This window comes from Enterovirga sp., from assembly GCF_035325185.1.
In the GTDB taxonomy this organism is placed as follows: Bacteria; Pseudomonadota; Alphaproteobacteria; order Rhizobiales; family Beijerinckiaceae; genus Enterovirga.
In genome coordinates, this window is sequence record NZ_DAOLAJ010000091.1 from 1 (window position 1) to 14,058 (window position 14,058).

The 14,058-nt window shown below is 70.8% G+C and carries 14 protein-coding genes; 3 read left to right on the forward strand and 11 right to left on the reverse strand.

Going from position 1 to position 14,058, the window contains the following annotated elements; translation table 11 throughout:
- From nusA to PKD06_RS15280, 5 genes are all read right to left on the reverse strand, one after another.
- Positions 1-1,030, reverse strand: a 1,030-nt coding sequence (gene nusA, locus PKD06_RS15260; protein WP_324381539.1) for a transcription termination factor NusA, incomplete at its 3' end; no start/stop codon positions are given.
- Between the two features lie 4 nt (positions 1,031-1,034).
- A complete protein-coding gene (gene rimP / locus PKD06_RS15265) occupies positions 1,035-1,772 on the reverse strand; it encodes a ribosome maturation factor RimP (RefSeq protein WP_324381541.1) in 738 nt (245 codons plus the stop codon).
- A 187-nt stretch (positions 1,773-1,959) separates the two neighbouring features.
- Complete coding sequence (denD, locus tag PKD06_RS15270) at positions 1,960-2,949, reverse strand: D-erythronate dehydrogenase (protein ID WP_324381564.1); 990 nt, start codon at positions 2,947-2,949, stop codon at positions 1,960-1,962.
- Between the two features lie 165 nt (positions 2,950-3,114).
- Entirely contained in the window at positions 3,115-4,284 is a 1,170-nt protein-coding gene (locus PKD06_RS15275) for a GNAT family N-acetyltransferase (RefSeq protein ID WP_324381542.1), read from the reverse strand.
- A 123-nt stretch (positions 4,285-4,407) separates the two neighbouring features.
- Positions 4,408-5,580, reverse strand: a complete 1,173-nt coding sequence (locus tag PKD06_RS15280; RefSeq protein WP_324381544.1) for a hypothetical protein — start codon at positions 5,578-5,580, stop codon at positions 4,408-4,410.
- Between the two features lie 164 nt (positions 5,581-5,744).
- On the opposite strand from PKD06_RS15280, the gene PKD06_RS15285 reads away from it, so the two are divergent.
- A complete protein-coding gene (locus tag PKD06_RS15285; protein WP_324381546.1) occupies positions 5,745-6,935 on the forward strand; it encodes a multidrug effflux MFS transporter in 1,191 nt (396 codons plus the stop codon).
- Here the strand turns inward: PKD06_RS15285 and PKD06_RS15290 are convergent, their stop codons facing one another.
- The gene (locus tag PKD06_RS15290) at positions 6,936-7,379 is read right to left on the reverse strand and encodes a hypothetical protein (RefSeq protein WP_324381548.1); all 444 of its coding nucleotides are present in this window, start codon (positions 7,377-7,379) and stop codon (positions 6,936-6,938) included.
- A gap of 202 nt (positions 7,380-7,581) precedes the next feature.
- A complete protein-coding gene (gene purC, locus PKD06_RS15295; RefSeq protein ID WP_324381550.1) occupies positions 7,582-8,376 on the reverse strand; it encodes a phosphoribosylaminoimidazolesuccinocarboxamide synthase in 795 nt (264 codons plus the stop codon).
- A 264-nt stretch (positions 8,377-8,640) separates the two neighbouring features.
- Between purC and PKD06_RS15300 the strand changes: the two genes are divergently transcribed.
- Entirely contained in the window at positions 8,641-8,961 is a 321-nt protein-coding gene (locus tag PKD06_RS15300) for a DUF1476 domain-containing protein (RefSeq protein WP_324381552.1), read from the forward strand.
- 48 nt (positions 8,962-9,009) lie between these two features.
- Here the strand turns inward: PKD06_RS15300 and ybgC are convergent, their stop codons facing one another.
- The 4 genes from ybgC to rpmE form a co-directional block, all read right to left on the reverse strand.
- Complete coding sequence (gene ybgC, locus PKD06_RS15305; RefSeq protein WP_324381553.1) at positions 9,010-9,465, reverse strand: tol-pal system-associated acyl-CoA thioesterase; 456 nt, start codon at positions 9,463-9,465, stop codon at positions 9,010-9,012.
- Positions 9,462-10,373: a metallophosphoesterase gene (locus PKD06_RS15310; RefSeq protein ID WP_324381556.1), complete on the reverse strand. Its 912-nt coding sequence runs from the start codon at positions 10,371-10,373 to the stop codon at positions 9,462-9,464. Before PKD06_RS15310 ends, ybgC begins: the two co-directional genes overlap by 4 nt.
- Positions 10,374-10,466: 93 nt before the next feature.
- Complete coding sequence (ruvB, locus tag PKD06_RS15315) at positions 10,467-11,516, reverse strand: Holliday junction branch migration DNA helicase RuvB (RefSeq protein WP_324381558.1); 1,050 nt, start codon at positions 11,514-11,516, stop codon at positions 10,467-10,469.
- A 77-nt stretch (positions 11,517-11,593) separates the two neighbouring features.
- Positions 11,594-11,869, reverse strand: coding sequence for a 50S ribosomal protein L31 (gene rpmE, locus PKD06_RS15320; RefSeq protein WP_324381560.1), 276 nt, complete (start codon positions 11,867-11,869; stop codon positions 11,594-11,596).
- Positions 11,870-12,068: 199 nt separating this feature from the next.
- Here rpmE and PKD06_RS15325 point away from each other — a divergent pair, with 199 nt between their 5' ends.
- A complete protein-coding gene (locus tag PKD06_RS15325; RefSeq protein WP_324381562.1) occupies positions 12,069-13,871 on the forward strand; it encodes an ABC transporter transmembrane domain-containing protein in 1,803 nt (600 codons plus the stop codon).
- Positions 13,872-14,058: the final 187 nt, after the last annotated feature.

Here is a 14,058-nt window from a genome sequence, read left to right on the forward strand (position 1 = left end):
GGATGTCGATGTCCCAGCCGGTGAGCTGCGAGGCGAGGCGCACGTTCTGGCCGCGCCGGCCGATGGCGAGCGAGAGCTGCTCGTCCGGCACCACGACCTCGATGCGCTCGGCCTCCTCGTCGAGCACGACCTTGACGACCTCGGCCGGCTGGAGCGCGTTCACGATGAAGGTGGCACGGTCATAGGACCAGGGGATGATGTCGATCTTCTCGCCCCCGAGTTCCCCGACCACCGCCTGGACGCGCGAGCCGCGCATGCCGACGCAGGCGCCCACGGGATCGATGGACGAGTCGCGCGAGGTCACCGCGATCTTGGCGCGCGAGCCCGGATCGCGCGCCACCGCCTTCACCTCGACGATGCCGTCATAGATCTCGGGCACTTCCTGGCCGAAGAGCTTGGCCATGAATTGGGGATGGGTGCGCGAGAGGAAGATCTGCGGCCCGCGCGCCTCGCGGCGCACGTCGAAGAGATAGGCGCGGATACGGTCGCCGGGGCGGAAGGTCTCGCGCGGGATCAGCTCGTCGCGGCGCACGATGGCCTCGCCGCGGCCCGACAGGTCCACGATCACGTTGCCGTATTCGACGCGCTTGACGAGGCCGTTGATGATCTCGCCGATACGGTCCTTGTACTCGTCGTATTGGCGGTCGCGCTCGGCGTCGCGCACTTTCTGGACGATCACCTGCTTGGCCGATTGCGCCGCGATGCGGCCGAAATCGAAGGGCGGCAGGGTCTCGGCGATGGCGTCGCCCACCTCGGCGGCGGGGTTGCGGCGGCGGGCCTCGGCGAGAGCGATTTCGGTCGCGTCGTTCTCGACCTGATCCACCACGAGGAGATGGCGGGAAAGGCGCAGCTCGCCCGTCTTCGGATGGATCTCGGCATGGACATCCGTCTCGGCGCCGTAGCGGGAGCGGGCGGCCTTCGCGATCGCATCCTCCATGGCGGCGATGACGATCTGCCGGTCGATCACCTTCTCGCGGGCGACCGCGTCGGCGATCTGCAAAAGCTCGAGCCTGTTGGCGCTGACCGCCATCGTTCTACTCCTTCGGAAGATCGGTTTGCTTCGGCCGCGCGAAGCGGCCGGGCCCCCGCGCCGGGCGCCCCGGCCGCGAGGCAGGCCTGGCCCAGGCCCGCGGCGCAGGCTTGGCGGGAGAAACGGGCGAAGGCACGGCGGCGTCTTCCTCGCCTTCCGCCGCCTCCATACCCTCGTCCGCGACGCGCCCGGCCTGCTTGGCGCGCCGGAGCGAATCGCGGATCAGGTCGTCGGTGAGGACGAGACGCGCCTCTCCGATATCGTCGAGGGCGAGGGAGGCGACCACCTCCTCGCCGTCCTGGTCGGGCAGCTCGATCAGCGCCGCCTCGCCTTCGATCCCGCGGATGATGCCGCGGAAGCGCTTGCGGCCCTCGAGCGGCACGCGCAGCTCGATCTTGGCCTCGTGGCCGGCCCAGCGCTCGAAATCGCCCGCCCGCACCAGCGGCCGGTCGATTCCGGGCGAGGAGACTTCGAGGTTGTAGAGGCCCGGCACCGGGTCCTCGACGTCGAGGGCTGGCGAGATGGCCTTGGAGGCTTCCTCGCAATCCTCGACGCTCATCGTGCCGTCCGGCCTCTCGGCCATGATCTGGACGGTCTGCGGGCCGGCGGGACCCTTGGCCCCGAGAATCTTCACGCGCACGAGGCGCAGGCCGAGCCCGGCCAGGGCCTCCTCGGCCACGGCGGCGACACGGGCGGCGAGGCCCGTCTCGATCAGGAATCGTGGTTCGTGCTCGTCCGCCATGCTGCCGCGGTTCGCTCGTGGCCGCTCCGGCCGGGATGCGGGCCTTCGGCCAATAAAAAAGAGCGGGACCCTCGCGGGCCCGCTCCTGACCAGGGCGCTCGCACACCCAACCAGAGCTGATACGCTCCATGTAGCGCCGCCCGCCGGGCGGCGCAAGGGATTGTTGGGCGGTCGGGGCGCCTGCGGCTCAGCCCGGAATGCGTCCGCCCAGTTCGTCGTCGATATAGACGCGGATGATCTCCTCGAAGGTCTTCTCGGCCTTGAAGCCGAAAGTCTCGGCCCGCTCCGGCCGGCATTTCTCCGCCCAGCCGCCGACGATGGCCTGGATGACCGGGTCGGGCCGGTGCACGATCCGCGCGGCCACCTTGTCGCCCGCGACGCGGCGCAGCGCCTCGATCTGCTCGCCGACGGTAACCGACAGGCCCGGCATGGTGAGGCTGCGGCGCTGGCCGAGCGGCGCGGTATCCATCGTGGCGGCATGAAGCAGGAAGCCCACGGCCGCGCGGGGGGAGGCGTGCCAGTGGCGCACCGATTCGGAGACGGGCAGGATCGCCTCCTGGCCGTTCAGCGGCTCGCGGATGATGCCCGAGAAGAAGCCCGAGGCGGCCGCGTTGGGCTTGCCGGGACGCACGCAGATCGTCGGCAGGCGGATGCCGACGCCGTCGAGAAAGCCGCGGCGCGAATAATCGGCCAGCAGCAACTCGCCGATCGCCTTCTGGGTGCCGTAGCTGGTCAGCGGGGTCAGGTTGTAGTCGTCGGTAATGCCGTCCTTCGGGAAGGGCTGGCCGAAGACGGCGATGGAGGAGGTGAAGACGAGGCGCGGCTTATAGCCGCCGCCCGCCTGGCGGATCGCCTCGAAAAGCTCGCGCGTCGAATCGAGATTGACGCGATAGCCCTTCTCGAAATCGGCCTCCGCCTCGCCCGAGACGATGGCGGCAAGGTGGACGATCAGTTCGGGACGATCCGCGATAAGCGTCTGCGCGATGCCCGGCTCGCCGAGATCGCCCGCGAGTGCCGTGACCTGGAAGGGCGAGCCGGCCGGCGCCTTGGGCTCGACCACGTCGAACAGGGTCATGTGCGTCACGGCTCCATCGCCGATCCGCCCGTCGTCCTTGACGACCTGCTCGATGAATTTGCGGCCGACCATGCCGGCGGCGCCGAGGACGAGAACGTTCATCATGCTGCTCCTTGAGCTTTGCCCTCCCCGGCCCGAGGCGCCTTCGGGCGAGCCTCGCCGCACGGGGAGAAAAGGGAAGAGACGGCTCAGCCCGTCCGGCCGCCGTCGACGAAGAGAGCCCGGCCCGTGCCTGCCATCGCGTGTCTCTCCGAACCTGTGATTTTCTCAAATCGTCTTGACCATGTGCACGAGGCGGCGCCCGTCCGGCAGTTCCTCCTCGCGCTCCTCGGCATAGCCGCGGCGGCGATACCAGTCGATATTCTTGGTGAGGGGCTTGCCGGTGAAGAGCCGCAAGGTCGAGAGCCCGAGCGCCTTCGCGCGCGCCTCGGCGGCTTCGAGGAGGCGCCGCCCGATCCCTGCATTCTGCCGGGCCGGATCGACCGACAGGCTCCAGACCTCCAGATGGTCTGGACAAGGGGAGAGCGCGGCGGCGCCTGCGAGCGTGCCGGCCTCGTCGAGGAGCCAGGTCTCGTAGCGCCGCAGGATCTCGCCGGGCGCGGTCTGGAGGGGAACCGGCTCCATGCCGAGCATCTCCCGGTTCCAGGCATAGGCGGCGCGATGCATCGCGGCGAAGGGGGCCTCGTCCGCGGGCCCGCCGCGCCGTAGCGGGAGGCCGGGAATCGTGCTCGCGTTCAGGGCCGACAGGGCGAGGCGCTGGCGGCCCTCGCCGTCGAAATTCGCCGGGTCGAGCCACAGCTCGAAGGCGCGGCGGCGCGAGGGCCAGTCGCCGTCGAGCATCGCGTACCAGGCCGTATCCCGGTTGCGGCCCTTCACGATCATGTGCTGGCGGAAAGTGCCCTCATAGGTGAAGCCGTAGCGATGCGCGGCGCGGCGGGAAGGCCCATTCAGGTCGTTGCACTTCCACTCGTAGCGGCGATAGCCGAGGTCCTCGAAGGCGTGCCTCGCCATGAGATACATGGCCTCGGTGCCGCCCGGGCCACGCTGGAGGCGCGGCGTGTAGAGGATATTCCCAACCTCGATCGCGCGGTGCGCGGGCTCGATCCGCATATAGGTCGCATGCCCCACGGCCTCGCCCGAATCCCGGTCGAGAATGGCGAGCATGAAGGGATCGGCGGAGGCCGCCGCCTTTTCGAGATAGGCCCGAAACGCGCCCTCGTCCGGGAAGGGCGCGGGGAAGAGATATTGCCACAAGGCCTCGCGGCCCGGCCCGTGCGACCCCGCATAGAGCGCGGAGCCATGGGCAGCGGGATCGATCGGCACGAGGCGCACATGCCGTCCCTCCAGGACGAGGCCCGGCTCGGGGCGCTTCGCTGGGGTCGCATCCACCTCGGCGCCGATCGGCAGGCGGGTGGCCGGCTCGATGACCGCGCTCATGGCGAAGGCACGCCGCGCCGATCGGCGCTCCGGCGCGAATCGGCCGAAATCTCCCTTCCCGTCACGTCCCGTCTCCTCTTCCCCGGCAAACGATAGCGAACCGGAGAGCGGGGACAAGGTCCGTCAGAAGTGGTTCGGCAGGCTCGTCACGGCCTCGGTGATCGAATGGGCCGCGTCCTGGATGTCCCGGCCCGACGGCACGAATTTGGGCACCGGGATGCCGAGGACCGACCGTTCTTCCTCGGCCTCCTGGGAGGGCCGCCGCTCGGCGGAAGCGACGCTCGGCGGGGGCACCGACGCTGCGGGGCGTACCTTCGCCGCCGTCCGCTCGGCGGGAGCCGGCCGGGCTGCGGGGCGCTCCGCCGGGGCCGCGGCCTGGAAGGCGGGCCGCGGCGGGGGCAGGGGCGCATCGGCCGGCAAGGACGCCGTTCGCGCCGGCGGCACCGCTGCCGGTGCTGCCGGCACCGCCGGTGCTGCTGGCACCGCTGGTGCTGCTGGCACCGCTGGTGCTGCTGGCACCGCTGGTGCCGCTGGCACCGGCGCGGCGGCCTCGGCCGGCGGCGAGGACCGGCTTTCCTGCGGCGGCGCGACGGGGCTCGGCGGCGCGACGGCGGGCGAGGGAGCCTCGACGGGCTTCGCCTCGTCGAGGCTCGCGGTCTCGGCCGGCTTCTTGATCTCGATGCGGCGTACCTGGGTGGGCATGGCCTGGGGGGCGAGCGTAGCCTGGGCGGGCTCGGACGGCCGCGCGGGCTCCGCGGCGGCCTGGGGCTGCGCCGCCGGGACCTGGGGGACGGACGCTTTCGGGGCCGGCGGGGCGAGAAGCGCGTCCAGCATCTTGAGTCGCCTGCTCTTCGCCTGCTCCTCCCCGGCCGGAGCGGGGCCTGGGAGAGCGGGGCGAAGGCCGGCGCTGGCGATGGTCGAGTCCATCGCCTTGCGACTGGCGCTTTCGGCCGAAACCACCGGCGGCACGGCGGCCGGCAGGGCGGATGCCGCCGGCAGGGCCGGTGCCGCGGAAGGGGCAGCACTCTTCTTCGGCATCAGGGCTGGAACGCCGTCGCGCAGGTCCGGCATATCGGGGAGGGGGCCGATCCTGATGGCCGCGACGCGCGGCTTGGCCGGCTCCTCGCCCTTTCCCCCGAGGAAATAGACGAGAAGGCCCCCGCCCGCCACGCCGAGGCCGGCGGCGAGGAGAACGGAGAGCAGAAGTGCCTTCCGCGATGCGGGTCGCGCCCCGGCGGCTCCCTTGGGCGCGACACGGTCGGCAGGACGGATCCTGGGACTGGGTGAGGACGTCATCGCGAATCCTATGGTCCGGGAATCGGGCTTGAAGATGTCAATCCTCGCCGATGCATGCCGGGCATGGCGGATCGGGCGGCGGCTTGGCCCCGCCCTCGCATCCTGTGGCGCGCCGGCAGGCCCCATGCTACCCGACCTCCCCTTCGAGACTGACGATACGAGCCGTGTCGCTTCTATTTCCTCAACATCTCGCACCGCGTCGGAAGACGCCTCCCCTCGCGCTTCTCATCGCGGTCACGATGTCGGGCACCGTGGCCCTGCATATCTTCATCCCGGCGCTTCCCAGCGTCGCGCGCGATCTCGGCGCCGCGCCTGCGACGGTCCAGCTCACGATCACGATGTATCTGGTGGGGCTCGCGGCCGGCCAGCTCGTCTATGGCCCGATCTCGGACCGCTACGGCCGCCGCTCTGTCCTGATCGCAGCCCTGCTGATCTACCTCGCCGGCTTCCTGCTCGCGATCCCGGCGACCTCGATCGGCTGGCTGATCTTCGCGCGCATCCTGCAATCGCTGGGCGCCTGCGGCGCGCTTGTCCTCGGCCGCGCCATGGTGCGGGACATCGCAACCGGCGCGGACGCCATCAAGATGATGGCGGCGCTGATGACCTGCATGACCCTGACGCCGAGTCTCGCGCCGGGCCTCGGCGGGCTGATCGAGGCCTGGCTCGGGTGGCGCGCGATCTTCGTCGCCCTGGCCGCGACGGTGACGGCCATGCTGGCGCTGGTGATTCTCCTGGCGCCCGAGACGCTTCCGGCGGTCTCCCACGTCCGCGGTCCATCCTTCATCCTCGGCGGCTATGCGCGCCTGCTGCGCTCCGCCAAGTTCAGGCACTATGTCCTGGCCGGCGCCTGTTCCGGCACGAGCCTCTATGCCTTCTTCGCCGCGGCGCCCTTCCTCTATATCGAGGTACTGCACCGCTCCCCGCAGGAGGTCGGCCTCTTCTGCGTCATCGTCGCCATGGGGCTCGCCGGCGGCGCGTTCCTGATGCGGATGCTGATCGGACGGCTGGAGCTGCGCCGCGGCGCCCGCCTCGGAAACCTGATCTCCGTCTTCGGGGCCAGCCTCCTCCTCCTGGCGCATTTCGCGGGGGCAACGAATGTTGTGACGCTGACCGGCGCGACGTTCGTCTATGCGATCGGAGTGGGCATGGCCGGACCGAACCTGATGTCGGGCGCGCTGAGCGTCGATCCCGCGGCGGCGGGCTCCGCCTCGGGGCTCTACGGCTTCAGCCAGATGGCGGTCGGGGCGCTCTGCACCCTCGCGGTGGGGCTCTGGCACGACAGCAGCGCCCTTGCTCTCGCCGTCGTCCTCCTGGCCGCCTCGCTCACCGCCGCCGCCGCCCTGCACAGGGTTTGATCACAGGCGCGGGACCACGTTCCGGGCCAGGGCCCGCGCCGTCGCCTCGGACCGGGCCACGATCACGAGGAGCTGCGTTTCCCCGCCCCGATCGAGCGCGGCGACATAGCCGGCCGCTTTCCGCGACCCGTCCTTGCGCGCCATGCGAACCAGGAGGCCGGGCGCGCCGCCTTCCTGCGCGGGCTCGGCCTCGACGCGGCTGCGGGACGCGGTCTTGCCGGAACGGTGCCCCGGCGGCTTTTCCCGCGTGAGCATTGCGACGAGGGCTGCCGGGTCCGCCGCCGCCTGCCGCATCGATGCGGCCTCCTCGCCCCGGCTTCGGAAAAGGCCCGCCACGGCGGGCTCGGAACAGGTGAAGCAGGCCGAGATGGCGACCGGCTCGATCGGCGAATCGGTCAGCCAGCGGCGGATCGGAAGCGATTCCCAGGGCTGGTCGGCGGGCAATCCCGGCACGCTCGACGGGAAGACGACACCGTCGCGATTTCGGCGCAGCTTGCGAGCGACAGGGCGAGGCCGGCCGCGAGGGCCCGCCGGCAGGACCTGGCGCCGATCCGGCGGGGATCGATCCGCGAAGAGCGGCCCATCTCGATTCGGCCTCCGAGCCGGCGCGGACGGTTTTCACGTGAAACGCCCGGAGACCGGGCGGCTACTGCACGAGGCGCGGGCCGCCGTTCTGGACCTTCTCGTTCTCGCCCAGGATGCCGAGGCGGCGCGCCACCTCCGAATAGGCTTCGATAAGGCCGCCCATATCGCGGCGGAAGCGGTCCTTGTCGAGCTTGTCCTGGCTCTTGATGTCCCAGAGGCGGCAGGAATCGGGGGAGATCTCGTCGGCGACGACGATCCGCATCATGTCGCCCTCCCAGAGCCTCCCCGTCTCCATCTTGAAATCGACGAGCCGGATGCCGACGCCGAGGAAGAGGCCCGACAGGAAGTCGTTGACCCGGATGGCGAGAGCCATGATGTCGTCGATCTCCTGCGGCGTCGCCCAGCCGAAGGCGGTGACGTGCTCCTCCGACACCATCGGGTCGTTGAGGGCGTCGTTCTTGTAGTAGAACTCGATGATCGAGCGGGGGAGCTGCGTGCCCTCCTCGAGCCCGAGCCGGGTCGCGAGCGAGCCGGCGGCCACGTTCCGCACCACGACCTCGAGCGGGATGATCTCGACCTCGCGGATGAGCTGCTCGCGCATGTTCAGCCGGCGGATGAAATGCGTCGGCACGCCGATATCGTTCAGGTGCTGGAAGATATATTCCGAGATGCGGTTGTTCAGCACGCCCTTGCCGTCGATGACGTCGTGCTTCTTCGCATTGAAGGCCGTGGCGTCGTCCTTGAAATGCTGGATGAGAGTGCCGGGCTCCGGGCCTTCGTAGAGGACCTTCGCCTTGCCCTCGTAGATGCGACGGCGGCGGTTCATGGGCGTGTACCGTGGCTTGAGAAAATCCATGGGCTGCCGTGGCTCCTTGGCAATGTGGTCCGCGGCTCGGCACGGCACGCGCGGAATCCGCACGCGACCGCACCGGGGGCGGAACCTAGACGATCGCCCCGATGGGAGCAACGAGGGCGGGAGATTCCGCGCGCTTATGGCGTCCGAAAAAGGGCGCCGCCAAGGCACAATGGTGCAGTGCGCAAAGCGCATGGCCCGGCCGGGGGCTTGGCAGTCGCCGCCCGAGGCCACATATTCGACGGAGCAGCGGGAGACAGGCAGGTCGTGACAAAGTTCGATGAGCGCCGGGACGCGTTCGAGAAGAAATTCGTGCATGACGAGGAATTGCGCTTCAAGGCGACGGCCCGGCGCAACAAGGCGCTCGGCCTGTGGGCCGCGGCCCGGCTCGGCAAGTCGGGCGACGAGGCCGAAGCCTATGCCAAGACGGTGATGATGGCCGATTTCGAGGAAGCCGGCGATCACGACGTGCTGCGCAAGGTCAAGGCCGACCTGGAGGCGGCCGGCCAGTCCGTCTCCGACGAGGACATCCGCACGACCATGGACGAGCTGATGGCGCAGGCCATCCACGAGATCAAATCGAAATAGCTTCGGCTTCGCGACGGCGCGCGCGTCCCGGGCCCTCCCGGGGCGCATTCACGCCGCCGGATCGGTTTCCCCGGCGGCGGCGAAGCCCGGCAGGTCCTGCGGAATCCCGGCCGTGAGCCGCAGCCGCAGGCCGTCCGGGATTCGGACCGGCCGTCCGCGGGAGAGGGCCGCCACCAGCACCGTCGCCGTGACGAGAACCTCCTCGTCCCGCAGGATGCGCTGCGACACGTCGAGCGTCGCGCCCCGGACTTCCGCCGTCGCGGTCTCGATCGTCAGGACGTCGTCCATCCGCGCGGGCCTCAGGTAGTCGATCGTCATGCGGCGCACGGCGAAGAACAATCCCTGGCCCTCGGCATGCAGCATCGACTGGTCGACGCCCGCCGCGCGCAGGATCTCGGTGCGCCCGCGCTCCAGGAAGCGCAGATAGCTCGCATGATAGACGAGGCCGGAGAAATCGGTGTCCTCGTAATAGACGCGGACGGGCAGGCGATGGGTGGGGCTCAAGCGACGGGTCCCAGCTCGACGAGCGTGATCTCGGGCGGCACGCCGAAGCGCACCGGGATCATGCTGTAGCCCAACCCGCCCGAGACCACGAGATCGGCATGTTCCCGGACATGGCCCCAGGCATAGCGCTGGGGGCAGGGGACCACCGGAGAATAGCCGAAAAGCCGGACCTGCCCGCCATGGGTATGGCCGCTGAGCGTCAGGGCGATTCGCGCCGGGACGCGCGGGAAGATGTCCGGCTCGTGGGCGAGAAGGATGGCGGGGGCACCGTCCGGGATCGGCGCCAGGGTCGCGCGGAGATCGTGCGAGCCCCCGTAGCGGCGCCGGCCGGCCCGCCGCGCCGGGGCGAAGGCGAGCTGGTCGCCGAGCCCCGCGAGCCAGAGCGTATGCAGCCCCGCCTGCAGGGGCACGGATTCGTTGTGCAGGACCCGGATGCCGGCATCGTTCAGCGCCCGCGCCGCGAGGGGAAGGTCCCCGCTCCGCTGCGCGGCCGGGTCGTCCCACCAGTCGTGATTGCCGAGGACGGCGAAAACTCCGAGCGGCGCGCGCAGGCCCGCCAGGGCCGGCCCCCATTCGGAGGCGGGCAGGACGCGCGCCATCCAGCGGCGTCCCGCGACGAAGTCGCCGAGGAGGACGATCAGGTCGGGCTCGAGCGCCCTCGTGCTTTCGACGACCGCCCGGATGCGCGCGGCATCCGTATAGGGCTCGCAGGCATGGATGTCGGAGAGGGCGGCGATGCGCAGGCGCAGCCCCTCGGGCCAGGGGCCGACGGGGGCGAAGCGATGCTCGGCCACGACCGTCATCCTCGGCTCGACGCCGAAGCCCCAGGCCGCGCCGGCGGCGCTCGTCGCGACGAATGTCCCGCCGGCGCGGAGCAAGGAGCGGCGGGTGAGAAGGGGAGGGCGCATCGCGATCGTGATCCCGGAAGCCGGCCCGACCCTGGCACGCCGATGATGGCGACGCCGTGCCGAAGCTCACGCGTCGCATGGTCGCGGCAGGGTTCAGTCCTCCTCCCCGGTGAAGAGACCGAACTGGACGGCGGGATCGCGCTTCGGCTCGGCGAGGCCGAGATGGCGGAAGGCGTGCGAGGTCAGGACGCGCCCGCGCGGAGTGCGGGCGAGAAGGCCGCGCTGGATCAGGAAGGGCTCGATGATCTCCTCCAGCGCGTCGCGCGGCTCGGAGAGCGCCGCGGCGATCGTCTCGATCCCGACCGGGCCGCCGCCGTAATGGGCCGCGATGACGGTGAGGTATTTGCGATCCATCAGGTCGAGCCCGATCGGATCGACCTCGAGAAGCCGCAGCGCCCGGTCGGCGAGGGCGCGCGAGATGGTCTCGACCCCGTCGACCACGGCGAAGTCGCGCACGCGGCGCAGGAGCCGCCCGGCGATGCGCGGCGTGCCCCGCGAGCGCTTGGCGATCTCGTTCGCGCCCTCGTCGGACATGCCGATGCCGATGACGCGCGCCCCGCGCTTGACGATCAGCTCCAGCTCGTCGGTATCGTAGAATTCGAGCCGGATCGGGATGCCGAAACGATCGCGCAGCGGCGTCGTGAGAAGGCCCGCGCGGGTCGTCGCGCCGACGAGGGTGAAGGCGGGCAAATCGATCTTCACCGAGCGCGCCGCCGGGCCCTCGCCGATCACGAGGTCGAGCTGGCGGTCCTCCATGGCCGGATAGAGAATCTCCTCGACGGCAGGATTGAGCCGGTGGATCTCGTCGATGAAGAGGACGTCGCGCTCGTCGAGATTGGTGAGCTGGGCGGCGAGGTCGCCGGCCTTGGCGATGACGGGGCCGGAGGTCGAGCGGAAATTGACGCCGAGCTCCCGCGCCACGATCTGCGCCAGCGTGGTCTTGCCGAGGCCCGGCGGGCCGACGAAGAGCACGTGGTCGAGCGCGTCGCCCCGCGTCCGCGCCGCCTCGATGAAGACCTGGAGATTGGAGCGCGCCGCGCGCTGCCCGACGAATTCCGCCAGCGAGAGCGGCCGCAGGCTCGAATCGGGATCGCTCTCGCGCCGCTCGGGCGACACGAGGCTGGTTTTCCGGGCCGGCGGCATGGCTCGTCTCTACGTCGACGGGCGCCGGCTGTCACGCCGTGTCATCCCCCGCGGGCCGCGGGGGGATGACGGGCCGATCACTTCTTGCCGAAGCTCAGGCCGCCGAAGCGCGAATTGAAGCGCGAGACACGGCCGCCGCGGTCGAGGAGCTGCTGCTGGCCGCCGGTCCAGGCCGGATGGGTCTTGGGGTCGATGTCGAGGTTCAGCGTGTCGCCTTCCTTGCCCATCGTGGAGCGCGTCACGAATTCCGAGCCGTCGGTCATGACGACCTTGATGAAATGATAGTCGGGATGGACCGTCGGGCCCTTCTCGCGCTTGGCGACCTTGACCGCCTTCTGGTTCTGCTCGGCCATCGTGCTCACTCCGCGGCATGCGGCTCGCCAGCGAAACGCGCCGGGAAGCTCCGCGCCGTCTTCCGTTCGAGGAACTTGGGTTTGGGAAAGGCGACGCTATAACGCACGGGCCCGCAGGTGACAAGCAAGGCGCGAAGCCGCAGAGCGGGCCCCGTCCACCGCGGCCCGTCCGGGCCGCGACCATTTCAAGCCCGAGACCATGCCGGCCGCGACGCCCGAACGCCCCCGTCCCTCGCTCCGCGCGCTGAGCCCCCTCCTGCCCTATGCGACCCGGTACAAGCGCCATATCGCGGCGGCGATCGCGGCGCTCTCGCTCGCCGCGGGCGCGACCCTGGTCCTGCCGATCGCGGCGCGGCGGGTCATCGACCACGGCTTCTCCGATGCCGGCGGGCGGCTCATCGATGCCTATTTCCTGATCCTCCTCGGCGTGGTGGCGGCGATCGCGGTCGGAAGCGCGCTGCGCTATTATCTCGTGGTCACGCTCGGCGAGCGTATCGTCACGGACCTGCGCGACGCGGTCTTCTCGCGGCTGACGGCGCTCGACCCGGCCTTCTTCGACGAGGCCCGGTCCGGCGACCTCGTCTCGCGGCTGACCGCGGATACGGTGCAGGTGAAATCGGCCTTCGGGGTCTCGATCTCGATGGCGCTGCGCAACATCGCGCTCGTCCTCGGGGCGCTCGCGATGATGGTCGTGACGAGCCCCAAGCTCTCGGGGCTCGTCATCCTCGCCATTCCCCTCGTCGTCCTGCCGCTCGTCTTCAGCGGGCGCGCGGTGCAGCGCCGCTCGCGCCTCGCCCAGGACCGGCTCGCCGACGCCTCCGCCTTCGCCGCCGAGGCGGTGGCCTCGATCCGCACCATGCAGGCTTTCGGGCAGGAGCGCGCGACGGCGCGGCGCTTCGGCGAGGCCGCCGAGGCCGCCTTCCTCGCCGCACGCGAGGCGACGCGCCAGCGCGCCTTCCTCACCTGCGCCGTCATCTTCCTCGTCTGCGCGAGCGTGGTCGGCATCCTCTGGTGGGGGGCTCAGGACGTGCTCGCCGGCACGATGACCGGCGGGCGGCTGTCGCAATTCGTGCTCTATGCCGTCCTCGCGGCCAGCGCGCTGGGCCAGCTGTCGGAGGTCTACGGCGAATTGACCGCCGCCGCCGGAGCCGCCGAGCGCCTCGGCGAGATCCTCGCCTCCCGCCCTTCCATCACCGCCCCCCCCCATCCCGCCGCCCTTCCCACGCCGCCGCTCGGGACACTTGCTCTCGACGGGGTACATTTCACCTATCCGGGGCGCGACACGCGCTCGCTCCACGGGGTTTCCTTCGCGGTCCGGGCCGGGGAGCGGGTGGCCCTGGTCGGGCCCTCGGGCGCCGGCAAGAGCACCGTCTTCCAGCTCCTGCTGCGCTTCTACGATCCGCAGCAGGGCCGCGTCCTGGTCGACGGCGAGCCGCTGCCCGCGCTCGACCCGGCCGAGTTCCGGCGCCGCATCGCCCTCGTGCCGCAGGAGCCCGTGATCTTCATGGGCTCGATCCTCGACAATATCCGCTACGGCCGCCCCGAGGCCTCCCTGGAGGAAGCGCGCCGCGCCGCCGAGGCCGCGGCGGCGGCCGAGTTCATCGAGGCCCTGCCGCAGGGCTACGAGACGCGGATCGGGGAGCGGGGCGTGAACCTGTCCGGCGGCCAGCGCCAGCGCATCGCCATCGCCCGCGCCGTGCTGAAGAACGCGCCGATCCTGCTTCTCGACGAGGCGACCTCGGCGCTGGATGCCGAGAGCGAGAAGGCGGTCCAGGCCGCCTTGGAGCGGCTGATGGCGAACCGCACGAGCCTCGTCATCGCCCACCGCCTCGCGACGATCCGCTCCTCGGACCGCATCCTGGTGATGGAGGACGGGCGCATCGTCGAGGAGGGCACGCACGACGCCCTCGTGCGGCACAGCGGCCTCTATGCGCGCCTCGCCGCCCTGCAATTCGATCTCGAGGCGCCGGAAACGCGGTCGAGGGCGGCAGCGGGCTCCTAGCCGGTTCGCCGGCGCAGGCGGCGCCCTGTCATCCCCGGCCGGAGCGAAACGGAGGGGAAGGGGATCCAGAGCCGCCTGCGAGCCCTCTGGATCCCCTTCCCGTGCCTGCGGCGCGCCGGGGATGACAGGGGGAGGATGACAGCCGGATCAGGCCGCGGGCTTGGGCGTCGCGATGCCCTTCTCGGCG